General features: G+C 66.8%; 25 protein-coding genes. 14 read left to right on the top strand and 11 right to left on the bottom strand.

All coding sequences use genetic code 11. The features are described 5' to 3' along the window. Positions 1-9 precede the first annotated feature (9 nt). The 5 genes from AC1RNQ_RS11480 to AC1RNQ_RS11460 are packed head-to-tail and all read right to left on the bottom strand — an operon-like array spanning position 10 to position 4,649. Positions 10-804, bottom strand: a complete 795-nt coding sequence (locus AC1RNQ_RS11480) for an SDR family oxidoreductase (RefSeq protein ID WP_493171272.1) — start codon at positions 802-804, stop codon at positions 10-12. Then, entirely contained in the window at positions 804-1,622 is an 819-nt protein-coding gene (locus AC1RNQ_RS11475) for an SDR family NAD(P)-dependent oxidoreductase (RefSeq protein WP_493171271.1), read from the bottom strand. The genes AC1RNQ_RS11480 and AC1RNQ_RS11475 overlap by 1 nt, the downstream gene beginning before the upstream one ends. Beyond that, a complete protein-coding gene (locus AC1RNQ_RS11470; protein WP_493171270.1) occupies positions 1,622-3,115 on the bottom strand; it encodes a class I adenylate-forming enzyme family protein in 1,494 nt (497 codons plus the stop codon). The genes AC1RNQ_RS11475 and AC1RNQ_RS11470 overlap by 1 nt, the downstream gene beginning before the upstream one ends. 8 nt (positions 3,116-3,123) lie before the next feature. Next, a complete protein-coding gene (locus AC1RNQ_RS11465; protein ID WP_493171269.1) occupies positions 3,124-3,888 on the bottom strand; it encodes an SDR family NAD(P)-dependent oxidoreductase in 765 nt (254 codons plus the stop codon). Continuing rightward, positions 3,885-4,649 carry an SDR family NAD(P)-dependent oxidoreductase gene (locus AC1RNQ_RS11460; protein ID WP_493171268.1) on the bottom strand — a complete coding sequence of 255 codons (765 nt, stop codon included), beginning with the start codon at positions 4,647-4,649 and terminating at the stop codon, positions 3,885-3,887. The genes AC1RNQ_RS11465 and AC1RNQ_RS11460 overlap by 4 nt, the downstream gene beginning before the upstream one ends. Before the next feature lie 85 nt (positions 4,650-4,734). Here AC1RNQ_RS11460 and AC1RNQ_RS11455 point away from each other — a divergent pair, with 85 nt between their 5' ends. The 5 genes from AC1RNQ_RS11455 (at position 4,735) to AC1RNQ_RS11435 (ending at position 9,425) form a co-directional block, all read left to right on the top strand. After that, the gene (locus tag AC1RNQ_RS11455; protein WP_493171267.1) at positions 4,735-5,514 is read left to right on the top strand and encodes an enoyl-CoA hydratase/isomerase family protein; all 780 of its coding nucleotides are present in this window, start codon (positions 4,735-4,737) and stop codon (positions 5,512-5,514) included. A gap of 150 nt (positions 5,515-5,664) precedes the next feature. After that, positions 5,665-6,573 (top strand): SDR family oxidoreductase, encoded by a 909-nt coding sequence (locus AC1RNQ_RS11450; RefSeq protein ID WP_493171266.1) that lies wholly within the window; start codon positions 5,665-5,667, stop codon positions 6,571-6,573. Then, on the top strand, positions 6,570-7,325 hold the full coding sequence (locus AC1RNQ_RS11445; RefSeq protein ID WP_493171265.1) for an enoyl-CoA hydratase/isomerase family protein: 756 nt from the start codon (positions 6,570-6,572) through the stop codon (positions 7,323-7,325). The genes AC1RNQ_RS11450 and AC1RNQ_RS11445 overlap by 4 nt, the downstream gene beginning before the upstream one ends. Beyond that, positions 7,325-8,476 (top strand): acyl-CoA dehydrogenase family protein, encoded by a 1,152-nt coding sequence (locus AC1RNQ_RS11440; RefSeq protein ID WP_493171264.1) that lies wholly within the window; start codon positions 7,325-7,327, stop codon positions 8,474-8,476. Before AC1RNQ_RS11445 ends, AC1RNQ_RS11440 begins: the two co-directional genes overlap by 1 nt. 4 nt (positions 8,477-8,480) lie before the next feature. After that, complete coding sequence (locus tag AC1RNQ_RS11435) at positions 8,481-9,425, top strand: acyl-CoA dehydrogenase family protein (RefSeq protein ID WP_493171263.1); 945 nt, start codon at positions 8,481-8,483, stop codon at positions 9,423-9,425. Between the two features lie 5 nt (positions 9,426-9,430). On the opposite strand, the gene AC1RNQ_RS11430 is transcribed toward AC1RNQ_RS11435, so the two are convergent. Continuing rightward, the gene (locus AC1RNQ_RS11430; protein WP_493171262.1) at positions 9,431-9,991 is read right to left on the bottom strand and encodes a TetR/AcrR family transcriptional regulator; all 561 of its coding nucleotides are present in this window, start codon (positions 9,989-9,991) and stop codon (positions 9,431-9,433) included. Positions 9,992-10,053: 62 nt separating this feature from the next. Between AC1RNQ_RS11430 and AC1RNQ_RS11425 the strand changes: the two genes are divergently transcribed. The 3 genes from AC1RNQ_RS11425 to AC1RNQ_RS11415 are packed head-to-tail and all read left to right on the top strand — an operon-like array spanning position 10,054 to position 13,540. After that, positions 10,054-11,244: a cytochrome P450 gene (locus tag AC1RNQ_RS11425; protein ID WP_493171261.1), complete on the top strand. Its 1,191-nt coding sequence runs from the start codon at positions 10,054-10,056 to the stop codon at positions 11,242-11,244. Between the two features lie 23 nt (positions 11,245-11,267). Further along, positions 11,268-12,749 (top strand): aldehyde dehydrogenase family protein, encoded by a 1,482-nt coding sequence (locus AC1RNQ_RS11420; protein WP_493171260.1) that lies wholly within the window; start codon positions 11,268-11,270, stop codon positions 12,747-12,749. 2 nt (positions 12,750-12,751) lie between these two features. Beyond that, the gene (locus tag AC1RNQ_RS11415; protein WP_493171259.1) at positions 12,752-13,540 is read left to right on the top strand and encodes an SDR family oxidoreductase; all 789 of its coding nucleotides are present in this window, start codon (positions 12,752-12,754) and stop codon (positions 13,538-13,540) included. Positions 13,541-13,675: 135 nt separating this feature from the next. Here AC1RNQ_RS11415 and AC1RNQ_RS11410 read toward each other — a convergent pair whose 3' ends face one another. The 5 genes from AC1RNQ_RS11410 to AC1RNQ_RS11390 all read right to left on the bottom strand — a co-directional run bounded on the left by AC1RNQ_RS11410 (position 13,676) and on the right by AC1RNQ_RS11390 (position 18,267). Continuing rightward, positions 13,676-15,181 carry an AMP-binding protein gene (locus AC1RNQ_RS11410; protein ID WP_493171258.1) on the bottom strand — a complete coding sequence of 502 codons (1,506 nt, stop codon included), beginning with the start codon at positions 15,179-15,181 and terminating at the stop codon, positions 13,676-13,678. After that, complete coding sequence (locus tag AC1RNQ_RS11405) at positions 15,178-15,948, bottom strand: FadR/GntR family transcriptional regulator (RefSeq protein WP_493171257.1); 771 nt, start codon at positions 15,946-15,948, stop codon at positions 15,178-15,180. The genes AC1RNQ_RS11410 and AC1RNQ_RS11405 overlap by 4 nt, the downstream gene beginning before the upstream one ends. A gap of 108 nt (positions 15,949-16,056) precedes the next feature. Beyond that, positions 16,057-16,917, bottom strand: a complete 861-nt coding sequence (locus tag AC1RNQ_RS11400) for an SDR family NAD(P)-dependent oxidoreductase (RefSeq protein WP_493171256.1) — start codon at positions 16,915-16,917, stop codon at positions 16,057-16,059. After that, positions 16,910-17,413, bottom strand: a complete 504-nt coding sequence (locus AC1RNQ_RS11395; RefSeq protein WP_493171255.1) for an SDR family oxidoreductase — start codon at positions 17,411-17,413, stop codon at positions 16,910-16,912. Before AC1RNQ_RS11395 ends, AC1RNQ_RS11400 begins: the two co-directional genes overlap by 8 nt. Beyond that, positions 17,410-18,267, bottom strand: a complete 858-nt coding sequence (locus AC1RNQ_RS11390; RefSeq protein ID WP_493171254.1) for an SDR family oxidoreductase — start codon at positions 18,265-18,267, stop codon at positions 17,410-17,412. Before AC1RNQ_RS11390 ends, AC1RNQ_RS11395 begins: the two co-directional genes overlap by 4 nt. A gap of 108 nt (positions 18,268-18,375) precedes the next feature. Between AC1RNQ_RS11390 and AC1RNQ_RS11385 the strand changes: the two genes are divergently transcribed. The 6 genes from AC1RNQ_RS11385 to AC1RNQ_RS11360 all read left to right on the top strand — a co-directional run bounded on the left by AC1RNQ_RS11385 (position 18,376) and on the right by AC1RNQ_RS11360 (position 23,556). Next, positions 18,376-18,798: a nuclear transport factor 2 family protein gene (locus AC1RNQ_RS11385; RefSeq protein WP_493171253.1), complete on the top strand. Its 423-nt coding sequence runs from the start codon at positions 18,376-18,378 to the stop codon at positions 18,796-18,798. A gap of 137 nt (positions 18,799-18,935) precedes the next feature. Next, entirely contained in the window at positions 18,936-19,394 is a 459-nt protein-coding gene (locus tag AC1RNQ_RS11380) for a MarR family winged helix-turn-helix transcriptional regulator (protein WP_493171252.1), read from the top strand. After that, a complete protein-coding gene (locus AC1RNQ_RS11375) occupies positions 19,391-20,458 on the top strand; it encodes a phosphotransferase family protein (RefSeq protein ID WP_493171251.1) in 1,068 nt (355 codons plus the stop codon). The genes AC1RNQ_RS11380 and AC1RNQ_RS11375 overlap by 4 nt, the downstream gene beginning before the upstream one ends. A 101-nt stretch (positions 20,459-20,559) precedes the next feature. Further along, positions 20,560-21,834 carry an acyl-CoA dehydrogenase family protein gene (locus tag AC1RNQ_RS11370; RefSeq protein WP_493171250.1) on the top strand — a complete coding sequence of 425 codons (1,275 nt, stop codon included), beginning with the start codon at positions 20,560-20,562 and terminating at the stop codon, positions 21,832-21,834. 14 nt (positions 21,835-21,848) lie between these two features. Further along, a complete protein-coding gene (locus AC1RNQ_RS11365) occupies positions 21,849-22,808 on the top strand; it encodes an alpha/beta hydrolase (protein WP_493171249.1) in 960 nt (319 codons plus the stop codon). A 1-nt stretch (position 22,809) separates the two neighbouring features. Further along, positions 22,810-23,556, top strand: coding sequence for an SDR family NAD(P)-dependent oxidoreductase (locus AC1RNQ_RS11360; RefSeq protein ID WP_493171248.1), 747 nt, complete (start codon positions 22,810-22,812; stop codon positions 23,554-23,556). The last annotated feature ends 99 nt before the right edge of the window (positions 23,557-23,655 follow it).

Raw genomic sequence — 23,655 nt, 5'->3', positions numbered from 1 at the left:
TGCTAATCGTTACTGCAGAACTTCGAGATTGCCACCATCGATCACGAGCACCTGCCCGGTGATGAAACCCGCGCGGTCGGAGCAGAGAAATGCAGCCGCGGCCGCCATATCCTCGGGCGTGCCCATGCGCGGGATCGGATAATGGCTGGTGCGCTCGGCGATATGCTCGTCATAGGTCTGGCCGTGCTGGGCGGCGATCTTCGTGAACACCTCCCTGAACTGCGGCGTCGCGATCGCGCCCGTGCCGAGCGTGTTGACGGTGATGCCCATCGGGCCAAGCTCGGCCGAGATCGTTTTCGACAGCGCGAGCGCACCGACACGGTAGGTGTTCTGCGCCGCGCGCGCGAGCTTGCGGTGCGGCGCCTTCACCGAATTGGTGCCGATGGTGAGGATGCGGCCCCAGCCCTGCTCCTGCATATGCGGGATGACCGCCTGCACCGCCCAGCGGAAGGCCATGACATTGTTGGTGTTGGCGGCGGCGAAAGTGTCGTCGTCGACCTCGAGGAAGCTGCCCTTGGGGCCGGAATCGACGTTGAAGATCAATATGTCGGGCGGACCGAAGGCGGTGCTCGCCGCCAGCGCCGCTTGCCCGATGCCATCCTTGGTCGTGCAGTCGGCGGAGATGCCGACCGCCTGCCCGCCCGTGGCCTGGATTTCGGCGACCGCCGCGTCGATCGTCGATTGCGTGCGCGCGGCGATGACGACACGACAGCCTTCGCGCGCGAACTCCTGCGCGCAGCCGAGACCGATGCCTTTCGAGCCGCCGAAGACGAGCGCGACCTTGCCGGAAATACCGAGGTCCATCAGGGTGCCTTTCCTTGCTGGAGCTTGAGCCGTTCCTGCAGGACGTCGCCCCGCCCCGGCGACGCCGCGACGGTCGAGCCGCCGTCCATCTTGATCGTCGTTCCGGTGATGTAATCGGACTTCGCCGAGGCGAGGAACAGGCAGGCGTGCGCGATATCGGCGGGCGTGCCCGCGCGGCCCACCGGGACGGTCGCGCCATAGGCGGCGAGGCCTTCGTCGCCGAGCACGGCTTTGGCGCGGTCGCTGGCGACGAGGCCGGGGTTGACCGCGTTGACGGTGATCCCCTCGCCCACCACGTCGCCCGCGGCGGCGCGGATGAAGGCGTCGAGCGCGGCCTTGGCCATGCCGTAGGCGGTCATGTTGGGGACGACGTTGAAGGTGCCGTTGATCGAGCCGATCGCGATAAAGCGGCCGCCGTCGCGGGCCTGCGCCAGATACGGGCGCGCGGCGTCGAGCAGCCACCAGGCCGCCTTGGCGATGCTCGCGAAGCCCGCCTCGAGGCGCTCGTCGTCGACATGGCCGACCCCGCCGTGCGGGATATCAGCCGCGGCGTGGACGACGATGTCGACCCCGCCGAACGCCTGCACCGTCGCCTCGACGAGCGCGCGGCAATCGGCGTGCCTGGCGATGTCGGCGGCGAAGCATTCGGCGATACCGCCGGCCTTCTCGATTCCCGCCTTCACATCCTGTGCGGCGGAAATGGTGCGCGCGCCGAGCATGACGTCGGCCCCGGCGGCGGCAAAGGCCTCGGCGATGCCCCGCCCGACGCCCTTGCCGCCCCCCGTGACCATGACCGACTTGCCGGAAAAATCTTCCATCAGGCTGCTCCTTCTTCGAACAGGGCGCGCAGCCCCGGCGCCGACGGCTTCATCGACGGAGTGCGCGGAAAATCGGGGACGATGCGGATATGGACGGGGACCTGATAGGCGATGAGCCGGTCCCTGAGCCACGCCTTGAACTCGTCGGCTGCAGGCGCAGCAGCACCGTCCTTGAGGATGATCGCGGCCGCCGGGACGGCGCCGAGGCGATCGTCGGGGACACCGACGACGGCGGCTTCGCGCACCGCGGGATGATCGTTGAGCGCGTGGACGACATCGTCGGGATGGACCTTGAAACCACCGCGGATGATCGCATTGTCGGCGCGGCCCTTGATGAACAGGAAGCGGTCGGCGTCGAGTACGGCGCGGTCGGTGGTGCGCAGCCATTGCATCGCGTTGCCGAGCTGCTCGCCCCTGAGTTCGAGCAGACCTTCCTCGCCGTGCGGCAGGATCGCGCCGCTCTCGGGATCGACGATCCGCGCCTCCATATTGGCGTGAACGCGGCCCACTGCGCCGCGCTTTTCGGCCCAGTGACGGTGGAAATCATCGATCGTCCAGCCGGCGATCGCGCCCGCGAATTCGGTCGCGCCATAGTTGCTGCAGATTGGGATGCGGTACCGCGCGTAAAAGGCATCGACGAGGTCGGGGGCGAGCGGCGCCGTGCCCGAGATGAGCGATTTGAGGCTGGCCAGATCGGCGAGATCGACATCGGCGTCGAGCAGCATCCGCACCGCCGAAGGTACCGCCGAGGCGACGGCGGGCCGGTGGCGCCGTACCGCATCGACCCATCCGTCAACGCTGAATTTTTCGAGCAGCGCAATTTTCCGCCCCGCCATCAGCGCGCCGATGCAACCATAGATGCCGCCGATATGGGTGAGCGGGTTGATCACCATCGTGACCCCCGACCCGAGCCGCGGCGGATCGTCGAAGCTCTTGCCGCGCTCATATTGGGTGAAGCCGCGGAAGCTGGCGTCGAAGGCGTCGCGGCTGAGCGGGACGCGCTTCGGGGTGCCGGTGGTGCCGCTGGTGAGCATTTCGATCGCCACGCCGGGCGAGGTGTGGATGGCGCTGTGCGGTTGCCCCTGCACGACGCGCACCCCTTCGAGGCACGGGCCGATTTCGATCACCGCCGATCCGGCGCGGGTCAGCGCTTCGGCAAGACCGGGGCGGGCGAGATCGGTGGCGTCGGCGATGACGAGCGGGAGACCGAGCGTTTCGACGTCGGCGAAGAGCATCGCATCGGGCAGGATCGGGTTCAAGGTGACGAGGCAGCGGTCGGTCGATAACACCGCGACGATCGCCGCCACATGGCCGGGGCGGTTGCGCAGCATGACGCCGATCCGCGCATCCTCGGGCAGGCGCATCGCTTCGAGCGCGGCCTCGATCGCGCGGACATTGTCGGCGATCCGGCGCCAGCTGTAATCGACGCCTTCGAAATCGATCTGGGTGCGATCAGGATCGAGCGCCATGATCGCGCGCAATTTTTCGGTCATCAACGCCATCAGAGCGCAAGGCCTCCGCTCGCTTCGATGATCTGCCCCGTCACCCAGCGCGCGTCGTCACCGAGCAGCAGCATCACCGCGCCGGCGATGTCCGCGGGCTCGCCGAGGCGGCCCATCGGTGTGTGTTTCGCCGTCGCTTCGTCCCAGCCGGGCTGGTCGCGCAGCGCGGTGATGAAGTCGGTCGCGACCGCGCCGGGGGCGACGCAGTTGCAGGTGATCTGGCGTTTCGCCACCGCGAGCGCGGTCGAGAAGGTCAGGCTCTGCACCGCGCGCTTGGTCATCGCATAGCTGGCGGCGAAGGGCTGGCCGACCTTGCCCGACATCGACCCGATGTTGACGATGCGGCCGCCGTCGCGGAGCCGCGGCAGCGCGCCCTGCGTCACGAAATGCGGCCCCTTCACATTGACCGCGAACAGCTCGTCGAACAGGTCCTCGCCGGCGCCCTTGAGCGTGCCGTCGCGCCCGCCGCGCCCGACCCCGGCATTGTTGATGAGGATATCGAGGTTGGGGCCACCACCGAAGGCGGCATCGCAGGCGGTGAACATCGCCTCGATCCCCGACAGCGAGGAGACGTCGGCCTGGACCGCGAAGGTCTTTCCGCCGGCGGTTTCGATTTCGGCGACGAGCGCGTCGGCAGCTTCGCGGCTGCTCGCATAGTTGATCGCGACATGCGCGCCCGCCTGCCCCAGCCGCCGCACGATCGCGGCGCCGATGCCGCGCGAGCCGCCGGTGACGAGCGCGGTCTTTCCGGACAAATCGCTCACAAGAATAATCCTCCGCTGGCTTCGACGATCTGGCCGGTGACCCAATGCGCCTCGTCGCGGCAGAGCATCATCACCGCGCCCGCGATATCCTCGGGCACGCCCAGGCGTTTCATCGGGGTCAGCTTCGAGGTCGCTTCGGCCCAGCCGGGCTTTTCGGACAGCGTCTTGTTGAATTCGGTGTCGACCGCGCCGGGGGCGACGAGGTTGCAGGTGATGCCGCGCGGACCGACGACGACCGCGGTCGATAGGGTCAGGCTCTGCAGCGCGCGCTTGGTGGCAGCATAGGCGGCGAAGGGCGGCAGCGCCGAGCGGCCGCCGAGCGAACCGATGTTGACGATGCGCCCGCCGTTGCGGAGGCGACCCAGGCAGAGCTGGGTGATGAAGTGCGGCGCCTTCTGGTTCACCGCGATCATGCGGTCGAACAGCTCCTCGCTGCATTTCTTGAGGCTGCCGGTATCGCCCTCGCCGCCGACCCCGGCGTTGTTGACGAGGATATCGAGATTGGGGGTGCCGCCGAAGGCCGTATCGCAGGCGGCGAGCATCGCTGTGATGCCGGCCATGGTGCCGACGTCAGCCTGCACCGCGAAGGCCTGGCCGCCCGCCGCGACGATCTCTGCCACCAGCGCTTCGGCAGCGTCCTTGCTGCCGGCATAATTCACTGCGACATGCGCGCCCGCCTCGGCGAGTCGGCGCGCGATCGCGGCGCCGATGCCGCGCGATGCGCCGGTCACGAGCGCGGTCTTTCCGCTGAGCTCCGCCATTTTTCTCTCTCCCCGTGTCTTTCAACATAATTGACTTAGTTATATATGTCGTGCAAGCCCTGTCGCAAAGAAAAAGGGAGCGGAGATGTCCGGACTGATCCTGAGCGAGCGCGAGGGCGCCCTGCGTATCCTGACGCTGAACCGGCCCGACCGGCACAATGCGATGGACGACGAAATGTCGTCGCTGTTCCAGAAATTGCTCGGCGAGGCGCTGGAAGAGACGGAAACGAGCACGATCCTGATCCGCGCCAATGGCAAGAGTTTCTGCTCGGGGCGCGACACCAATGTGCTGGGGCATCGGGCGCGCGACGAGAGCGATTTTCACTTCGTGCGGCGGCATCAGGAGGGACGGCTCCGGATGCAGGAATCGACCAAGCCGATCGTCGCGGCGCTGAAGGGCGGCGCGATCGGCGGGGGGTGCGAGCTGGCGCTGGCGGCGGACATTCGCATTGCCGACACGACGCTGAAGATGGCGCTGCCCGAGATTTTGTACGGCGTTTTGCCCGACACCGGCGGGACGCAGATGATGACCGCGCTGATCGGGCCGTCGCGGACCAAATTCATGGTGATGTCGGGGCAGAAGATCGACGCCGCGACCGCGATGGAATGGGGCGCGGTCGATTTTGTCGTCGCGCCCGAAGATCTGGATGCGAAGGCGCTGGAGATCGCGCGCGATATCGCCGCCAAGCCGCCGATCAACCTCGCGCTGGCGAAGGAGATGATCAATCTGATGCACGGCCCGACGATCCGCACCGGCACCCGCGCCGAACTTTATGCGCAATCCTATCTGTTCAAGACCGACGATTATCGGGAAGCCCGCGCCGCGATCCGCGAGAAGCGCGCGCCGCAGTATAAGGGGAAATAGGATGGGGATTCGGACGATCCTCCCCGGCACGGGGAGGGGAACCATGCGAAGCATGGTGGAGGGGTACGCGGTGTCGAGCGCGGCGTATGACCTCCTGTGCCCCTCCACCACCCTGCGGGTGGCCCCCCTCCCCCGTTGGGGGAGGACCTGATGCTCCCCTCCCCTCCGCCCCTCGGCGCGAAAGCATTGCCCGACGGGACTTACGACGGACAGGTTGTCGCGGTCACGGGCGGCGGTACCGGGCTCGGCAAGGGCATGGCGGTCGAGTTTGCGCGGCTGGGTGCGAAGATTGCGGTGTTGAGCCGGAAACCCGAACATCTCGAAGCCGGGCTTGCGGCGATCCGCGAAGTCGGGGCCGAGGTCATCGCCGTCGCGTGCGACGTGCGCGATCCCGACGCGATCACCAAGGCCTTCGATGCGATCGAGGCCAAGCTGGGGCCCGTCGATGTGCTGATCAACAATGCCGCGGGCAATTTCCCCGCGCCCGCCGAGGAGATGACCCCGAACGGCTTTCGCACCGTCGTCGATATCGTGCTCAACGGCACCTATAATTGCAGCCGCGAGTTCGCGCTGCGGCGGTTGGCGGCGGGGCTGCCGGGGGCGATCCTCAATATCGGGGCGACCTACAGCTGGACCGGCGGGCCGGGGACGTCGCATTCGGCGGCGGCGAAGGCGGGGGTGACCAACCTCACGCAGAGCCTGGCGGTCGAATGGGCGCCCGACGGCATCCGCGTCAATTGCATCGCGCCGGGGCGCTTCCCGCACGACGATCTGCCCGATCATATGACGCGCCACCGCGTCGGCGAGCGCGGCGACAATACGATCCCCGGACAGCGCGTCGGCGAAGTGCGCGAACTGGGCTGGGCGGCGACGTTCCTCTGCTCGCCTTATGCGAGCTATATCAGCGGGCACACGCTGGTCGTCGATGCCGCCAACTGGCTGCGGCGGTCGCTGGTGATGCCCGAGTTCGTGCCCATCCGCGAACAGTTCGGCAAGCGCGCGCGAGCGAGTGGGACCGCGGCGGCGGCGATCGCCAGGACGCGCGGAGACAAGGCATGAGCGACGCTCTGGTCCTGCGCGAGGATGCCGATGGCGTATGCACGCTGACGCTGAATCGGCCCGACAAGCGTAATGCGATCGACCGCGCGCTGTTCCGCGAATTTCGCGCGCAGATCCGCGATATCGAGGAGGGCACCGGCGAGGCCGGGCTGGTGGTGATCACCGGCGCGGGCGAGCATTTCTGCGCGGGGCATGACCTCAAATCGGCGCCGCACGCCGATGCGCTCGGCTGGTTGCGGCAGGAGATGCTGATCATCGAGCGGCTGACCAGATTGCGCCAGCCGGTGATCGCGAAGGTGCGCGGGACTTGTTACACGGGCGGGCTGGAACTCGCGCTGGCCGCCGACTTCATCGTGTGCGGCGAGAGCGCGCGGTTCGCCGATACGCATGGTAAATGGGGGCTGGTCCCGGGCTGGGGGCTGTCGCAGCGGCTGCCGCGGCGGATCGGGCAGGCGAAGGCGCTCGAGATGATGCTGACGTGCCAGCCGGTTTCGGGCGTGGATGCGGCGGCGATGGGGCTGGCGAACCATTGTGTCGCCGACGATGCGCTCGATGCGAAGGTTGCCGAGCTCGCGGCGCTGATCCTCGGCAACAGCCGGCACAGCAATGCCGAGAACAAGCGGCTGATCTATGACACCGATGGGATGGCGATCGGCGCGGGGCTGAACCATGAGCTGATGCGCAATGCGGGGTTCGATCCGGCGATGCGCAAGAAGGGCGAGCCGATCGCGGCCGCAAAAGGGGCCGGCTGATGGATATCGGTTTCTCGCCCGCGGAGACTCGCTTTCGCGAGGAGTGCCGCGACTGGCTGCACGCCAATGTGCCCGCCGAAAAACGACCGCTCGATGCGAGCGATGCGATCGGGTTCGACAAGGCGTGGCAGCGGCGGCTGTTCGATGCCGGTTGGGCGGGGATCAACTGGCCCACGGACTATGGCGGGCGCGGGCTGTCGATCGTCGAGCAGGTCATCTGGCTAGAGGAATATGCCAAGGCTCATGCACCGTGGATCGGGGCGAATTTCGTCGGGGTGAACCATGGCGGGCCGACCTTGATCCTCAACGCGAGCGAGGAGCAGAAGGCCTATCACCTGCCGCGGATTCTGCGGGGCGAGGCGATCTGGTGCCAGGGCTTTTCGGAACCGGGCGCGGGGTCGGACCTGGCCGGGATCAAGACGCGCGGGCGGGTTGAGGGCGACGAGCTGGTCATCAACGGATCGAAGATCTGGACGAGCTTTGCGCATGTCGCCGACTGGCAGGAACTGGTGCTGCGCACCGAGGAAGGGTCGGTGCGGCACAAGGGGCTGAGCTGGGCGATTTGCGACATGCATGCGCCGGGAATCACGATCCGGCCAATCAGGAAGATGTCGGGGCAGACCGAATTCGCCGAGGTGTTTTACGACGATGTGCGCATCCCGCTGGCCAATGTCGTCGGCGGGCTGGGCAATGGGTGGAAGGTCGCGATGTCGACCTTGAGCTTCGAGCGCGGCACGGGGTTCATCGCCGATCAGGTCAAACAGTCGCAGGAAATCGCCGAGCTGATCGCGGCGGCGCGCGGCAACGGCATGATCAAGGACGACCGCATCGCCGACAGCCTCGCACAGATGCGCGCCGAAGTCGCGGCGCTGCGCGCGATGACCTACCGCAATATTTCCGAAGTCGTGCGCACCGGCCAGCCGGGGCCCGAGGCGTCGGTGATCCGGCTGTTCACCTCCGAACTCGGCCAGCGGCTCGAACGCATGGCGGTGTTACTGATGGGCGAGCAGATGATCGACTTTGCCTATGGCGACGACAATGGCGTGCAGGACTATCTGCGCGGCTTTGCCTCGACGATCGCGGGCGGCACGGCGCAGATCCAGCGCGACATCATCGGCGAGCGCTTGCTCGGCCTGCCGAAGTCGAGGTGAGATCATGGACCTGACCCCGAACGACGACCAGATCGCTTTCCAGACCGCCGCTGTCGATTGGTGCCGCGAGCATATGCCGCTGGAGCAGGCGCGCGGTCGCCCCCCCGGGCTGTGGGATCAGCTCGAAGCGATGGGTCTGCCGCGGCTCACCGCGCCCGAGAGCAATGGCGGGCTGGCGCTCGACCATGCGACCGAGGCGCTGGTGTTTGCCGAGCTGGGCCGCTTCCTTGCGCCGGTCGGGCTGCTTTCCTCGGCGGTCGCCAACCGCTGGTTTGCAGAGCCTTTCGACGGCAAGGTCGCGCTGGCGCTGGCGAGCGACGAGCCCGATCCGATGCGCGTGCTCGACCCGGTGGATTCGGCGGCGGTGCTGATGCAGCAACCCGGATCGGTGCGGGTCTTCGATATCCCCGACAGCTTTACCAACCAGGTCAGCGGACGGCTCCACGTTACCGAGCACCGCCCGACGATCGACCTGTCGACGATGCAGAGCCGGCAGGAGTGGACCACGACCGCCGTGTGGACCGAGAACGATGCCCGCCCTCCCCTGCAACTGCAGTTGCTGGCGGCTGCCTATGCGGTCGGTTGCGCCGATGCGGCACGCGACATGGCGGCGGACTATGCCAAGCTGCGCGAGCAGTTCGACCGGCCGATCGGCTGGTTCCAGGCGCTCAAGCATATCTGTTCGGACATGGCAGTGCGCGCGGCGGTAGCGCGGTCGCAGCTCTATTATGCGGCGTGCGCGCTCGACGAAAATGCTGCGGATGCGGCGTTTCATGTCGCCGCAGCAAAACGGCTTGCCGATCAGGCGGCGCTCGACAATGGGCGCGCCAATATCCAGGTCCATGGCGGCATCGGGATGACCGACGAAGCCGCGCCGCACCTCTGCCTCAAGCGCGCGCATCTGTTGCAGTTCATCGCGCCCGCCGATGCGGCGCTGCTGCTCGATTGACGATGTCAGTCGTCGACGATGGCCTGGAATTCGCGCTCCAGCCATCGGCGCAGGCGCGGTTCGACGCGGCCGGCGAATTCGGCGAGCGGAAGCTGGTCGCGATAGGCGAAGAAGCCGAGCGAGACCATCATGAAGCGCGCCGCCTTCACATCGGCATCGCCACCGCCGAACCAGTCCTTCAGCGGTTCGAACACGCGGTCGCGCAGCAGGCGCTGCGCGACCGCACGCGCCTCGCGGTCGGAGGCGGCGCTGAACATCATCGGCAGCGGGCTGACACGGTCGTCCTCGTCGGCGAAGCGCGCGACGATCATCTTGCCGAACTGCGCCTTTGGGAGATCGGTCATCAGCCGCGGGTCGAGCGCGGCGTCGAGCGCGGCTTCGAACAATTTGAGCTTGCCGCCGAAATAGCGGCTGACCAGCGACGGGTTGACCCCCGCGAGCGCGGTGATGTCGCGCACCCCGGCTTCGGCAAAGCCTTTCTGGGCAAAAATTTGCTGCGCAGCAAAAAGGATCGCCGCTTTTGTGCGGTCGGCATCGCGGGCGGGCAATTCAATCGTCGTCGGCATCACATCTCCCCGTTGACTCCTTATGTAAACACTCGTTTACTTACGTCAATGGGAGAGAGAAAATGACCGAGTCGCAGGCGCCGGCGCGTTCGCCGGTCTATGAATTCGATTATATCGCGGACCCCGCGCTGCTGGTCGATTGCCACGACCGCTATTGGGATTTGAAGGCGACCGCGCCGCCGGTGTTCTGGACGAGCGCGCATGGCGGGCATTGGGTGTGCAACACCGGCGCGTCGGTGCAGCATGTCGTGCGGCATCCTGAGATCTTCTCGAGCCGCTACCTGTCGATCCCGCCCAATCCCGACCAGCCGAAGATGATCCCCGAGATGCTCGATCCGCCCGAGCACCGGCCCTATCGCCAGATGCTGCGCCCCTTCTTCGAATCGAAGGCGATCGAGCCTTTGGAGCCGCGCGTCGCGGCGTGGACCGACCAGTTGCTGGACGAGGTGGTCGGCAAGGGCGAATGCGATTTCGTCGAAGCGATCGGGTCGCGGCTGCCCGTCGCGGTGTTCATGGAATTGTTCGGCTTCCCGATGGAAAAGTTCGAGGAATTCCGCCGCCTCGTCACCGGATTTTTCCATTCGCAGGCGAGCAACGAGAACCGCAACGAACTGGCGCAGGCGATCGTCGGCCATCTCGCCGAACTGATCCAGCAGCGCATGGCGACCCCACGCGACGACATGATTTCCAGGATCGTCGTGAGCGAGGTCGACGGGCGCAAGGTGACGTTCGAGGAGCTGATGTCGATCGGCTTCCTGATGTTCCTCGCCGGGCTCGACACGGTGACCAATGCGATGAGTTTCGGCATGCGCCACCTCGCGCATGACGAGAAACTGCGCCAGCGTGCGATCGACGACCCGGCGGTGATCCCCGATCTGGTCGAGGAATTGCTGCGCCGCTATGCCTTTGTCGCGACGCCGCGTTATGTCACCGAGGATGTCGAGCTCGGCGGGGCGCAGCTGCGCGCGGGCGACTGCATCCTTGCGCCGCTGCCGCTCGTCGGCTGGGACGAAGGGCTGACCGAGGACCCGAAGACAGTATCGGTCGAGCGCCAATTCTATCGCCATGCGGCGTTCGGGTCGGGCATCCACACCTGCCTCGGCCTGCATCTCGCGCGCATGGAATTGATCGTATTCTATCGCGCCTGGTTCAGCCGCGTCGGCCATTTCCGGCAGGTCGAAAAGGGCGACGAGACGTGCCGCGGCGGCAGCGTGATGGCGCTCGAACATCTGCATCTGGCGTGGAACGCCTGAGCTTTTCATTGGGAGATAGAGACATGGCCAGCGCACCCGCAGTTCACCTGCATCTGGGGCACGAACAACGCAGCAGCGGCAGCGGCGGGACGCACTCGCATCTGCACCCCGTCACGCAAGTGACGCAGGCCGATATCCCGCTCGCCGGTGCGAAGGAAGTCGAAGAGGCGGTCGCCAAGGCGGAGAGCGTCCGCGAGGATTGGCGCCGGACGCCGCCCGAGACCCGGCGCGACATTTTGAACCGCCTCGCCGACCTGCTTGAGGCGAACAAGAGCGAACTGGCGCGCATGGCGGCGCTCGACGGCGGCACGACCCTGATGGTCGGCGAGCGCGGGGTCGATACCGCGGTGGGCTGGACGCGCTATTGTGCCGGCTGGTGCGACAAGATGTCGGGCGAGCTGATCTCGACCTTCGATACGCGCGGCGAGCTGAGCTACACCGTCCCCGAGCCGATCGGCATCGTCGGCATCATCATCACCTGGAACGGCCCGCTGATTTCACTGGGCATGAAGGTCGCGGCGGCATTGGCGGCGGGCAATTGCGTGATCTGCAAGCCCGCCGAAATCACCCCCTTCGCGCCCGAGATGTTCGCGCAGCTTTGCAAGGAAGCGGGAGTGCCCGACGGGGTGCTGTCAATCCTGCCCGGCACCGCCGAGGCGGGCGAGGCGATCGTGCGCAACAAGAAAATCCGCAAGATCAGCTTCACCGGCGGGCCGATCACCGCGCGCAAGATCCTGATCGCCTGCGCCGAGGAGATCAAGCCGTCGGTGATGGAACTCGGCGGCAAGTCGGCAAGCCTTGTCTTCCCCGATTGCGACGTCCAGGCCGCGGCCGAGCGCGCGGTGTTCTGGACCGTCGGCTGTCTGTCGGGACAGGGCTGCGCCCTCCCCACCCGCCAGCTGGTCCACGCCGATATCTATGACGATTTCGTCGCGCGGCTCAAAGCGATCATCGGCCAGTTCAAGGTCGGCGACCCGATGGACCCGACGGTGATGGTCGGGCCGGTGATCAACAAGGCTGCGGTCGACCGCATCACCGGCATGTTCGACCGCGCCAAGGCCGACAAGGCCGCGACCTTCCTGCTCGGCGGCGGACGCTGCGGCGGCGACCTGGCCGAAGGGAATTTCATCGAGCCAACCTTGATCGTCGATGCCGACCCCGATCACGAGATCAGCCAGGTCGAAATTTTCGGTCCGGCGGTGGTGGTGATCAAATTCCACGACGAGGATGAGGCGATCGCGATCGCCAACAACAGCGAATATGGCCTCGCCGCGATGATCCAGTCGAACGACCTGCAGCGCGTCCACCGGCTGTCCGAACGGCTCAACGCCGGCGGCGTCTATGTCAACGGCGGGTTCCAGATCAATCCCTACACCCCCTTCGGCGGCATCGGCATCTCGGGCTTCGGCAAGGAAGGCGGCAGGGCGGGGATCGACGAATTCCTGCACTACAAGACCGTGACCATCGGAGTCGGCGCGCCGATCTTTCCCAAGCAGGAGGCTTGAGCATGGCCGACTTCAGCAACGATCAGTTCCGGCTCGACGGCAAGGTCGCGATCGTCACCGGCGCGGGCGGGCGCGGCAACAGCATCGGGCGCGCCTATGCGGTCGGGCTGGCCAATGCGGGGGCGAGCGTCGTCGTTGCCGATCTCAACAAGGAGGGCGCCGCGCGCGTCGCGGGCGAGATCGAAGCGGCAGGCGGCAAGGCGCTGGCGGTCGAGGTCGATATCGCCGACGAGGCTTCGGTCGCGGCGATGATGGAAGCGACGCAGGCGGCGTTCGGCGGGCTCGATATCCTCGTCAACAATGCCGCGCTGATGGTCGAGGCGGTGGGCACGCCGGCGATCCAGACGAGCATCGCCGATTTCGACAGGCTGATGCGCGTCAACCTGACCGGGGCGCTGATCTGTTCGAAAGCGGCGGTTCCCTTTTTTCAGGCGCGCGGCGGGGGGAAGATCGTCAACCAATTGTCGGCGGGGGGTTTTCCGGCGCAGACGACCTACGGGATCAGCAAGGTCGCGCTGCTCGGGCTGACGACGACGCTCGCGACCGAGCTCGGGCGGATGAACGTCAACGTCAATGCGATCGCGCCGGGGATGACGATGTCCGACGCCGGCAAGGCGCTCACCCCCGACGAAAGCCCCTTCGTGCAGGCGGCGATGGCGCGGGTGGTGAAACAGCCGCGCGGGCTGCCCGAGGATCTGGTCGGAGCGCTGCTGCTGCTCTGCTCGCCGGCGGGGGACTGGATTACCGGGCAGGCGCTCAACGTCGACGGCGGGTTTATCATGCGGAATTGACCGGCCCCACCCTCCCCTTCAGGGGAGGGCAGCGAGACTCGGCAGCTTGCTGCCTAGTCGCAGCGGGTGGGGGCCAGCGACCTTGCACTATCTCGCGGGCCCCCACCCCAACCCCTCCCCTAAAGGGGAGGGGCTTTAAGCTGTCCGCCGCAGTTCGTGCTTCAGCACCTTCCCCGACGCATTGCGTGGCAATTCGGCGAACAGGCTCAGCCGTTCGGGCGTCTTCTGCTTGGCGATGCCCGCCGCGAAGAAATGGTCGCGCACCTCGTCAAGCGTCAACGTCGCATCCGGCGCCAGCACGACGCAGGCGCGCACCACCTCGCCCATGCGGTCGTCGGGCGCCGCGACCACCGCCACGTCGGCGATTGCCGGGTGCGCCAGCAGCACCGCCTCGACCTCTTTCGACGAAATATTCTCGCCGCCGCGGATGATGATGTCCTTCTTGCGGTCGGTGATCAGCAGATAGCCGCCCTCGTCAAGCCGGCCGATATCGCCGGTGCGGTACCAACCGCCCGGCAGGAAGGCGCTTTCGTTGAGCGCGGGGTCGAGATAGCCCATGAACAGTTCGGGCCCGCGGGTGCAGATTTCGCCGTCCTCGCCGGGCGCGACGTCATTGCCGTCATCGTCGACGAAGCGCATTTCGGAACCGATGATCGCGCGCCCCTCGGTATGGAGCTGTTTGTCGAGCGGATCGTCGACGACGCCCGAAGTCACGGTCGGATGCTCGCTCGAACCGTAGCAATGATAGACCGCGAGGCCCAAAGCCTGACAGCGCGCGATCAGCGACGGCGGCACCGGCGCTGCGCCGACGAGATATTGGCGGAGCGACGTCAGATCATAGCCGTGGGTATCGGCGGCGGCGATCATGCCCGAGAGGTGGAAGGGCGTGCCCGACGAGGAGGTTACCTTGTGCCGGTCGATCAGCTGCGCGGCGAGCACCGCGTCCCACTGGTCCATCAGCACCAGCGGCACGCCCTGCGTCAGGAAGCGATACATCGACAGCGCGCCCGCGACATGGCCGGGCGGCCAGGGCGAGATGACGGCATCGTCGTCGCTGCCCGCGCGCATCGCCCGCATCGTCTCCATCTCGGCGAGGAAGCCGCGCGCGCTGTGCATCACGCCCTTGGGATCAGCTGTGGTGCCCGAGGTATAGACGAGCAGCGCGAGGTCGTTGGCGTCGACCGGCGCCGGGTCGGCGATCGGCCCCTCGGCTTCGAGTGCGTCGAAATCGGGGCCGCTCACGATATGGCGTTCGAGCGCGGGCAAGTCGCCGCAATCGGCCACGACCTGTGCATAATCGACATTACGAAAGCGGCCGGGCGTGAACAGCCATCGTGCGCCCGACTGGCGCAGGATGAAGCCGAGTTCCTTGGCGCCATAGATGGTCACGACCGGCAGCATCACCGCGCCCGCCTGCGCCGCGGCGACCGCGACGACGGGCCATTCGCGCCAGTTGGGCAGCATGCACGCGACAATATCCCCGCGCCCAATTCCGGCGGCCGCCAAGCGCGTGCCCATGCGGCGGCCTGCGGCAACGACTTCGCCGAGCGTGGTTTCGGCAGGATTGCTGTCCGACGCGACGGTCAGGCCCGCGTCCGGCGCGCGCGCCGCCGCGGCGATCATCGCATCGGCGAAGTTCATCCGTGCAGGGAGTCGACGGTCCGCTCGCCCTCGCCGCGCGCCGCCCAGGTCTCGTTGGCGTTGCGCAGGTGGAGCCGCCAGTGCGACACCGCGCCCTCGACGTCGCCCGCCTCGATCATCGTCACCAGCTTCTCGAAGGATTTGAAGCCCGCGCGCAGGCTCTTGAATTTGTCCTCGGTCGTGCGCGGATGGCGGCGCTGATAGTCGTTCTGGTGATGGCGGCCGAGGTTGAGCAGCATGCGGTTCATGAAGCTCAGCGTCTTGTTCCCCGTCGCCTCGACCAGCGTCTGGTGGAAGTGCGAGACATTGTCGACGAACTCGGCATAGGCTTCGGTCTTCAGCATTTCGTCGAGTTCGCCGAGCACCTGCTTCAGCCGCGCAAAGCCGGGGGTCTGCCCCTTGGCGGTCGCGAGCCAGCGCACGACGGTCGGCTCGATCGCGAGGCGCGCCGCATAGAGATCGGCGATGGTCGTGCCCTGCGCCTCGAGCACATAGCCGGCGTAGCGCGAGACGAGTTCGGTCGAGGGCTGGTGGACGCGCGCGCCGCTGCGCGAACCGCGCACGACGCTGATCAGATTTTCGGCCTCGAGGATGCGGAACGCCTCGCGCAGCGTCGGGCGCGAAATTCCGAGCGTCGCCATCAGCGTGCCCTCGGGGGGCAGCGAGTCGCCTTCGGTCAGTTCGCCGCGGATGATCTGCGCCCGAATCTGGTCGGCGACCAGTTCGGACGTCTTCGGCACCCGGATGCGCGCGCTGCCATTTTCCATATTCACTTATCCTGCCCCTGCTCCGGCCATTCTATAATTAACCGTTACTCAAGCCGCGTCTGTAGGGCTTTTGTCAAAGGGCCGCAATGTCGCTGCCATTTCCTCATTTTAGGCCCCAAAAGACAGTCCTTCGTTGAGCGTCCATTTACCATCGCGCCCACGCACCCAGCCCGACGCGCCCCAGGTGCCACCGTCGACGGGCAGCAGCACGCCGGTGATATAGCTCGCCATCGCGCTCGACAGGAAGACCGCGGCGTCGCCGCATTCCATGTCGGCGCCTTCGCGGCCGAGCGGGATCAGGCGGTTCATCGCATCGGCCGCTTCGGCGCTGTGTTGCTTCCAGGTCGCGCGGTCGACCGGGCCGGCGCGATTGCCCTGGTTGCCCGGGGTGACCGTGTGATCGGGGGCGATGCAGTTGACGCGGATGCCGTGGCCCGACAGCTCGACCGCCATCGATTTGGTAAAGCTGAGCATGCCCGCCTTGCACGCGGCGTAGACCGCGAAATTGGGCGCGGCGCGGCTCGCCTCGATGCTCGCGACATTGACGATCGAGCCGCCGCGCCCGCCGGCGACCATATGCTTTGCGGCCGCCTGTGTGGCGACGAGCATCGACATCAGGTTGATGTCGATATGCTTGCGCATGCTGCGCTCGCTCTGCTCGAGGAAGGGGCGTGCAGAGACGCCGCCGGCGTTGTTGGCGAGGATGTCGAGGCGGCCGAACTCGGCGGCGGCAGCCTCGATGGCGGCGCGCAGGTCGTCGCTGTCCATCACGTCGCCGGGGATGGCGAGCGCGCGAGCTCCGGCCTCGCGGACGCGTGCCGCCGCCTCCTCGGCGCGTTCGGGGAAGATGTCGTAGATCGCGACGTCGGCGCCGGCCTCGGCCAGCCGGATCGCGATCGCGCGCCCGATGCCGCCCCCGCCCCCCGTCACGAACGCCGCCTGCCCGGCGAGGCGGATGCGGTCAGTCATCGAGGGCGATGCCCATGACCGCGCCCGTCACATAGGCGGCATAGTCACTCGCGAGATAAGCGGCGAGCGTGCCGAGCGTGTCGCCCGTCTCGCGGGTGAGAATGCTGTTCACGCGAATGCCGTCGCGCGCCCATTCGACGCCCAAGGTCTTGGTGAGGTTGCCGAGCGCACCCGCGGCGGCAGCCTGATCGGCGCCCAGCGCTTGCTCGGGGGCACCGACGAAGAGCACCGCCCCGCCCTGCCTACGCGCGCGGCAGGCGGCGGCGAAATCCTTGGCGCCGAGGAAGCGCCGGTCAAGCCCGGCGTCCATACTCGCGCGCCATTCGGCGTGGGTGAGTTCGTGCGCGGCCTTGGCTGCGGGCGGCGCGGCAACATGGACCCAGATATCGGCCTCGCCATCGCCGACCAGAACCGCTCCTGCTGCTTCGAAAGCCCTGGTGATCACGGGGCTGTTCCCCTCGATCCGTGCGTATTTGCCCGCCAGCCAGCCGCTCATTTCCACCCCCAGGGCCCGTCGGCCCGTTCGCGCGGCGGGACATAGTCGGGCATGATCAGCGAGCGGCGCAGGCTTTCGCCGCCATCCTGGACGATCACCTGGCCCGTCATGTCGCCGAACAGCGGGGTGCACGTCATCGCCGAGAGCCAGCCGAACTCCCAGATATTGCCGGTGCGGCCCGCGGGGATCATGTTCTGCAACACCTCGGTCCCGCCCTCGCGGCGACCCGACACCGAGCCCTCGTGCGGGAAAAAGCCCGCCGCAATCGCGTTGACGCGGATACCATAGGGCGCCCAGTCGGCGGCCATCTTCTTCGTCATCGTCGCCTGCGCGGTCTTGGCAGCGGCGCTGTGCGCGTCACCGGGAAAGCCCGTCCAGATATATTGCGCGCTGTTGTTGACGATCGCCCCGCGCTCTCCCGCGGCGATGCGGCGGCGGGCATATTCGGCCGAGCAGAGGAAGGTGCCGTCGATCGCGATGCGCGTGACCGCGCTCCAGGCGTTGAGCGAGATATCCTCGGCGAGCACCGGAAAATTGGCGCCGGCATTGTTCGCGAGCAGGCTGATCGGCCCGAGCGCTTCCTCGGCCTCGTCGAAAGCCGCGGCGACCGCTTCGGGCAGGCGGACGTCGCAGCTCATCGCGAGGGTGCGCACGCCGAGCGCAGCGATCTGCGCGGCGCCTTCCTCGGCACGCTCGATGCTGCGGCCCAGGACCGCGACGTCGGCGCCGCCCTGCGCAAAGGCCTTGGCCATCGCGAGCCCCATGCCCGATCCGCCGCCGGTGACGAGCACCACCTGCCCCGCGAAGATGTCGGCGGGATAGGGCGGCGCGTCGAGGGGTGGCGGCGTGGCCACGATATGATGGGCTGGAACCGGCAATCTGTCTCTCCCTGTGCGCAGGGTTGCGCCCTGCCCCGCCGCGTGTCAAGACATACATAACTAAGTTATACAGGAGAGGTCCTTATGGTCGATATCGCGAGCGACCGCGACGAAATCCGCGACCTGCTCGCGCGCTATACCTATAATGGCGACCGCGGGCGCCTCACCGAGATGACCGCCTGTTTCGCCGAGGACGGCGTGCTCGAATATCCCGGCAAGGCGCCGCGGGGACCCGCCGCGATCGAGGCCGCGCTTGCGTCGGGAACGCGCGACGCGCGGCTGACTTTCATCCGCCACCATATCACCAACCCGCTGATCGCGGTGGACGGCGACGGCGCGACCGCGCGCAGCTATTTCACCGTGCACAGCAATTTCGGGCCCGACCATAGCGGCACCTATGACGACCGGCTGGTGCGCACCGCGGGTGGCTGGCGCTTCGCGCATCGCCGGGTGCGGATCGACTGGCAGGCCGAGGGGTCTCTGTTCGAGACGATGACGACGCGCTGATTCACCCTCCTCCGTCATCCCGGGCTTGACCCGGGATCCGCCTTTTTTCCTTCAAGACAAGGCGGAACCCGGATCAAGTCCGGCGTGACGAGATAAGATATATTGACACTATAGTGTCAATTTGACATCGAAGTGCCATGTCCGAACGCTTCACCGATTTCGAACGATTCGCCGACGAGGTCGCGCGGCTACGTGGGCGGATGCGGGCGCTGTTCACCGACACGCGTGCCGAAAGCGGGCTGCCCGAAATGGAGCTGACGGTACTGACCGCGGTGGTGAACGCTTCGGCACCGCCGACCGTCGCGCAGATCGGGCGCAGCCTCGGCCACCCGCGGCAGGTGGTGCAGCGCGCGGCGAACCGGCTCGCCGAACTGGGGCTAGTCGAATTTTCCGATAATCCGGAACATAAGCGCGCGTCGCTGATCGTCGCGACCGAGGCGGGGCGTGCGCTGAAAGCGGCGGACCATGATCGCGCGCAAGCGGTGACGCGCGCGGTGATGGCGCGGATCGACAGCGCGACCTTCGCCGATGCCGCCGAGCGAATGCACAAGATCCGCACCGAGATCGAAGCCTATTTGCGGGAGCGCGAGGCATGAGCGACGATGTAGCGGCGCTGGCCGATCCCGAGCGACTGACGGCTTGGCTCGACGCGAATATTCCCGCGCTCGGCGACGGGCCGCTAGCGATCGCGAAGATCCATGGCGGGACGTCGAACGTCATTCTATCGCTCAATCGCGGCGGCAAAACCTTGATCCTGCGCCGCCCGCCTGCGGTGCCGCCGCCGGGCAGCGAAAAGACGGTGTTGCGCGAGGCGCGGGTGCTGACCGCTTTGAATGGTACCACCGTCCCCCACCCCGTTTGCCACGGCAGCTGCGCCGATGCCGAGGTGATCGGCGCACCCTTCTATGTGATGGATCTGGTCGAGGGTTGGCCCGCCGACCTGACCGACGGGAAGATCCACGACCAACCGCCCTTCGACAAACCCCCGCATGCGCGCGAGGTGCCCTTCGCGATGGTCGATGGGCTGATCGCGCTCGCCAATGTCGATTATAAGGCGGTCGGGCTCGAGGATTTCGGGCGGCCCGACACTTTCCTCGAACGGCAGGTCGACCGCTGGGAAGGCCAGATCAAAAGCTACAAGCAGCTCTATGATTTCGAGTGGCGCGAACTGCCCGGCTTTGCGCTCGCGCGCGACTGGCTGCGCGCGAACCGGCCCGCCGATTTCCGCCCCGGCATCATCCACGGCGACGTCGGCACGCCGAACGCGCTCTTCGCTTTCGCCCCGCCGTGCCGGCTCACCGCGCTGATCGATTGGGAGCTGTCGACGATCGCCGATCCGCTGCTCGACCTCGCCTGGTTCTGCAACGGCATATGCGACGAGCGTTTCCCCGGCCATGTCCCCGAAAAATTGCTCTACAATGTCATGGACTGGCCGACGCGGCAGGCGCTGATGGCGCATTATGCCGCGGGCACCGGGCGCAGCATGGCGAGCTTCGATTATTATCTGATCCTCGCGATGTTCAAGGGCGGCTGCATCCTCGAGTACAAGGTCGCGCAGGCCGCCAAAGGGATCTTGAGCGCCGAAACCGGGCGCTTTTTCGACCGGCTGGTCCGCGGCAATTTCGCCGAAGCCGAAAAGCTGATCCGGTGGATCGGGTGATGCACACCCCTTCGTCACCCCGGCGAAGGCCGGGGTCTCGACGTCGATGGGAGACAGATAGGGAGAGATCCCGGCCTCCGCCGGGATGACGAGGAGCAGACATGATCGATTTCCGCATCGAACCCGAATTGCAGGCGAAGCTCGACTGGATGACGAAATTCGTCCGCGAGGAATGCGAGCCGATGGACCTGCTCTTCCCCGGCCACGGCGCGCCCTATGACGTCGCGCACACGGAATCGCGGGCGTATATGAAGCCGCTGCAGGATCAGGTGAAGGCGCAGGGATTGTGGGGATGCCACCTCGGCACCGAGCTTGGCGGGCCGGGCTTTGGCCAGCTGACGCTCGCACTGATGAACGAGATCCTCGGGCGCAGCTATTGGGCGCCGACGGTGTTCGGCACTGCGGCGCCCGATACCGGCAACAGCGAAATCCTCGCGATGTTCGGGACCGAGGAACAGAAGGCGCAATATCTGCAGCCGCTGATGGACGGCACGATCGTCTCGACCTTTTCGATGACCGAGCCGCAGGCAGGCGCCGATCCCAAGGAATTCACCTGCCGCGCGTGGCAGGAAGGCGAGGAGTGGGTGATCGAGGGCGAGAAATGGTTCTCGTCGAACGCGCGCTTTGCCGCCTTCCTGATCGTGATGGTGGTGACCAATCCCGAAAACCCGCCGCACGGGCGCATGTCGATGCTGATCGTGCCGACCGACACGCCGGGGGTCGAGTTCATCCGCCATTCGCAGACGATGGGCGACAGCAAGGGCGCGGACGACGGCACCCACGCCTATATCCGCTACAACAAGGTGCGCGTGCCATTGGACGCGATGCTCGGCGGGTCCGGCGAGGGGTTCAAGGTCGCGCAGGCGCGGCTCGGCGGCGGGCGCGTTCATCATGCGATGCGCACCGTCGGCAAATGCCAGCGCGCCATCGACATGATGCTCGAACGCGCGGTGTCGCGGCGGACGCAGGGCAAGATGCTCAGCGAATTGCAGTTCGTGCAGGGCGCGATCGCCGATTCGATCATCGAGCTCGAGCAATTTCGCCTGCTGGTGCTCAAGACCGCATGGATCATCGACAACGAGCCGCACGGCGCGGCACGCACGCATATCGCGATGTGCAAGGTTCAGATGGCGAAAGTCTATCACGACATCGTCCAGCGCGCGATCCAGCTGCACGGCAGCCTCGGCATGACGCTCGAACTTCCGCTCGCCGATATGTGGATGGGTTTGCCCGCAATGGCACTGGCCGACGGCCCGACCGAAGTGCACAAGATACAGGTCGCCAAAGCCTATCTGAAGAATGCGACGCCCGCGCCGGGGCTGTTCCCGAGCGAGCATATCCCGACCCGGCTGGAGGCGATCCGGGCGCGGGGCTGAGAGGAGAGTTCGCCATGGGTACCCGCCATCTGGTCGACCGCGAGATCGCGCCGCTGCTCGACATGTTCCCGCCGGTCGACCTCGAAGCCGCGCCGATCGCCGAAATCCGCGAGAAGGCGGGACAGGTCTATGCCTTCATGCCGCCCCCGGCGATCCTGCCCGAAAAGCTGGTCGTTCCGTCGGTCCATGGCGGGCCGGACATCGACGTCTACCTCTACCGCCCGCCCGAGGCGAAAGCCGGCGGCGGCGCGATATTGCATATCCATGGCGGCGGCATGGTGATGGGATCGGCGCAGCAGATCCAGTCGGTCCCGGCGACGCTCGCCATGGCGGCGGGGGTGCCCGTGGCGTCGGTCGAATATCGGCTGGCACCCGAACACCCCTTCCCTGCGCCGCAGGAAGATTGCCATTCGGCGCTGGTGTGGCTGGCGGGGCAGGCTGACGAGCTCGGCTTCGACGCGCGAAAGATCATCGTCGCGGGCGAGAGCGCGGGCGGCGGACTGGCGGCGGCGCTGGCGATCCTGGCGCGCGATCTCGGCGGACCGGCGATTGCGGGGCAGCTTTTGACCTACCCGATGCTCGATCATCGGACGGGGAGCGACGCCTGTCCCTATGCCAACCCGAACACCGGCGAGTTCATCTGGACGCGCGCGAGCAACCGCTTCGGATGGGGTGCGCTGCGCGGCGATTATGCCGCCGACGATGGACGCAAGGGCTGGTTCTCGCCGAGCCTGGCCGACGACCTCGCGAACCTGCCGCCCGCCTATATCGCGACGGGCAGCCTCGACCTCTTCTTCGACGAAAATCTCGATTATGCGCGGCGGCTGACCGCGGCGGGGGTGCCCGTCGAACTGCACAGCTATGCCGGCGCGATCCATGCTTTCAACGCGGTGCCCGGCGCCGCGGTTGCCGAGCGGTGCAACGCCGGGCTGATGGCCGCCGCCGCCGCGATGACCGCCCCGACAGGAGAATAGAATGACCCCCGATCCGCTTTTTGATTTCACCGGCAAGGTCGCGCTCGTCACCGGCGGGTCGCGCGGGCTCGGCTATCGCATGGTCAAGGCGCTGGCCGAGCGCGGTGCCGACGTCATCGTCGCGAGCCGAAAGCTGGAGAATTGCGAGGCGGTCGCCGAAGAATGCCGCGCGCTTGGGCGCAAGGCGATGGCTTTTGGGGTGCATTGCGGGCGCTGGGACGAGATCGATGCGTTGATCGCGGCGGCTTATGCCGAATTCGGGCGCGTCGACATCCTGATCAACAACGCCGGCATGTCGCCCGCCTGCCCCAGCCACGAGATGCCCGAGGCATTGTTCGATTCAGTGCTGAATCTGAATTTCAAAGGGCCGTTCCGGCTCGCGAGCCAGGTCGCGCACCGGATGAGCGAGGGCGATGGCGGGTGTATTATCAACATCAGCTCGTCGGGCGCGTTGATGGCGCTGCCGATGGTCATCCCTTACGGGTCGGCGAAGGCGGCGCTCAACGCGATGACGGTGTCGCTGAGCCGCGAATATGCGCCCAAGGTGCGGGTCAACACCATCAGTCCCGGGCCGTTCCTGACCGATATCGCCGAAGCATGGGACGAGCGGAAGCGTGAGAAGCAGCCGGTCGCGCTGGGGCGGCCCGGCTATCCCGAGGAGATCGTCACCGCGGCGCTGATGCTGGCGAGCCCCGCGTCGTCCTACACGACGGGGGCGCTGGTGCGCGTCGATGGCGGGCAGCAGTGACGCCTATAAGCCCCTCCCCTTCAGGGGAGGGGTCGGGGTGGGGGCCATCGGCGTAGCGCAAGGCCGCTGGACCCCACCCGCTGCGACTAGGAAACAAGT

It is taken from the genome of Sphingopyxis sp. GW821-FHT12F08 (assembly GCF_058806755.1).
The sequence above is the reverse complement of the archived record's forward strand: the minus strand, read 5'-3'. Positions and strand labels throughout refer to the sequence as shown.

What these genes read in the sequence shown, in the direction of transcription:
- AC1RNQ_RS11400 (WP_493171256.1), bottom strand. Translation starts at nt 16,917, where the DNA reads ATGACTGACCGCATCCGCCTCGCCGGGCAGGCGGCGTTCGTGACGGGG.
- AC1RNQ_RS11445 (WP_493171265.1), top strand. Translation starts at nt 6,570, where the DNA reads ATGAGCGACGCTCTGGTCCTGCGCGAGGATGCCGATGGCGTATGCACG.
- AC1RNQ_RS11440 (WP_493171264.1), top strand. Translation starts at nt 7,325, where the DNA reads ATGGATATCGGTTTCTCGCCCGCGGAGACTCGCTTTCGCGAGGAGTGC.
- AC1RNQ_RS11475 (WP_493171271.1), bottom strand. Translation starts at nt 1,622, where the DNA reads ATGGAAGATTTTTCCGGCAAGTCGGTCATGGTCACGGGGGGCGGCAAG.
- AC1RNQ_RS11385 (WP_493171253.1), top strand. Translation starts at nt 18,376, where the DNA reads ATGGTCGATATCGCGAGCGACCGCGACGAAATCCGCGACCTGCTCGCG.
- AC1RNQ_RS11435 (WP_493171263.1), top strand. Translation starts at nt 8,481, where the DNA reads ATGGACCTGACCCCGAACGACGACCAGATCGCTTTCCAGACCGCCGCT.
- AC1RNQ_RS11375 (WP_493171251.1), top strand. Translation starts at nt 19,391, where the DNA reads ATGAGCGACGATGTAGCGGCGCTGGCCGATCCCGAGCGACTGACGGCT.
- AC1RNQ_RS11405 (WP_493171257.1), bottom strand. Translation starts at nt 15,948, where the DNA reads ATGGAAAATGGCAGCGCGCGCATCCGGGTGCCGAAGACGTCCGAACTG.
- AC1RNQ_RS11425 (WP_493171261.1), top strand. Translation starts at nt 10,054, where the DNA reads ATGACCGAGTCGCAGGCGCCGGCGCGTTCGCCGGTCTATGAATTCGAT.
- AC1RNQ_RS11470 (WP_493171270.1), bottom strand. Translation starts at nt 3,115, where the DNA reads ATGACCGAAAAATTGCGCGCGATCATGGCGCTCGATCCTGATCGCACC.
- AC1RNQ_RS11395 (WP_493171255.1), bottom strand. Translation starts at nt 17,413, where the DNA reads ATGAGCGGCTGGCTGGCGGGCAAATACGCACGGATCGAGGGGAACAGC.
- AC1RNQ_RS11420 (WP_493171260.1), top strand. Translation starts at nt 11,268, where the DNA reads ATGGCCAGCGCACCCGCAGTTCACCTGCATCTGGGGCACGAACAACGC.
- AC1RNQ_RS11450 (WP_493171266.1), top strand. Translation starts at nt 5,665, where the DNA reads ATGCTCCCCTCCCCTCCGCCCCTCGGCGCGAAAGCATTGCCCGACGGG.
- AC1RNQ_RS11480 (WP_493171272.1), bottom strand. Translation starts at nt 804, where the DNA reads ATGGACCTCGGTATTTCCGGCAAGGTCGCGCTCGTCTTCGGCGGCTCG.
- AC1RNQ_RS11415 (WP_493171259.1), top strand. Translation starts at nt 12,752, where the DNA reads ATGGCCGACTTCAGCAACGATCAGTTCCGGCTCGACGGCAAGGTCGCG.
- AC1RNQ_RS11365 (WP_493171249.1), top strand. Translation starts at nt 21,849, where the DNA reads ATGGGTACCCGCCATCTGGTCGACCGCGAGATCGCGCCGCTGCTCGAC.
- AC1RNQ_RS11380 (WP_493171252.1), top strand. Translation starts at nt 18,936, where the DNA reads ATGTCCGAACGCTTCACCGATTTCGAACGATTCGCCGACGAGGTCGCG.
- AC1RNQ_RS11370 (WP_493171250.1), top strand. Translation starts at nt 20,560, where the DNA reads ATGATCGATTTCCGCATCGAACCCGAATTGCAGGCGAAGCTCGACTGG.
- AC1RNQ_RS11430 (WP_493171262.1), bottom strand. Translation starts at nt 9,991, where the DNA reads ATGCCGACGACGATTGAATTGCCCGCCCGCGATGCCGACCGCACAAAA.
- AC1RNQ_RS11455 (WP_493171267.1), top strand. Translation starts at nt 4,735, where the DNA reads ATGTCCGGACTGATCCTGAGCGAGCGCGAGGGCGCCCTGCGTATCCTG.
- AC1RNQ_RS11460 (WP_493171268.1), bottom strand. Translation starts at nt 4,649, where the DNA reads ATGGCGGAGCTCAGCGGAAAGACCGCGCTCGTGACCGGCGCATCGCGC.
- AC1RNQ_RS11410 (WP_493171258.1), bottom strand. Translation starts at nt 15,181, where the DNA reads ATGAACTTCGCCGATGCGATGATCGCCGCGGCGGCGCGCGCGCCGGAC.
- AC1RNQ_RS11360 (WP_493171248.1), top strand. Translation starts at nt 22,810, where the DNA reads ATGACCCCCGATCCGCTTTTTGATTTCACCGGCAAGGTCGCGCTCGTC.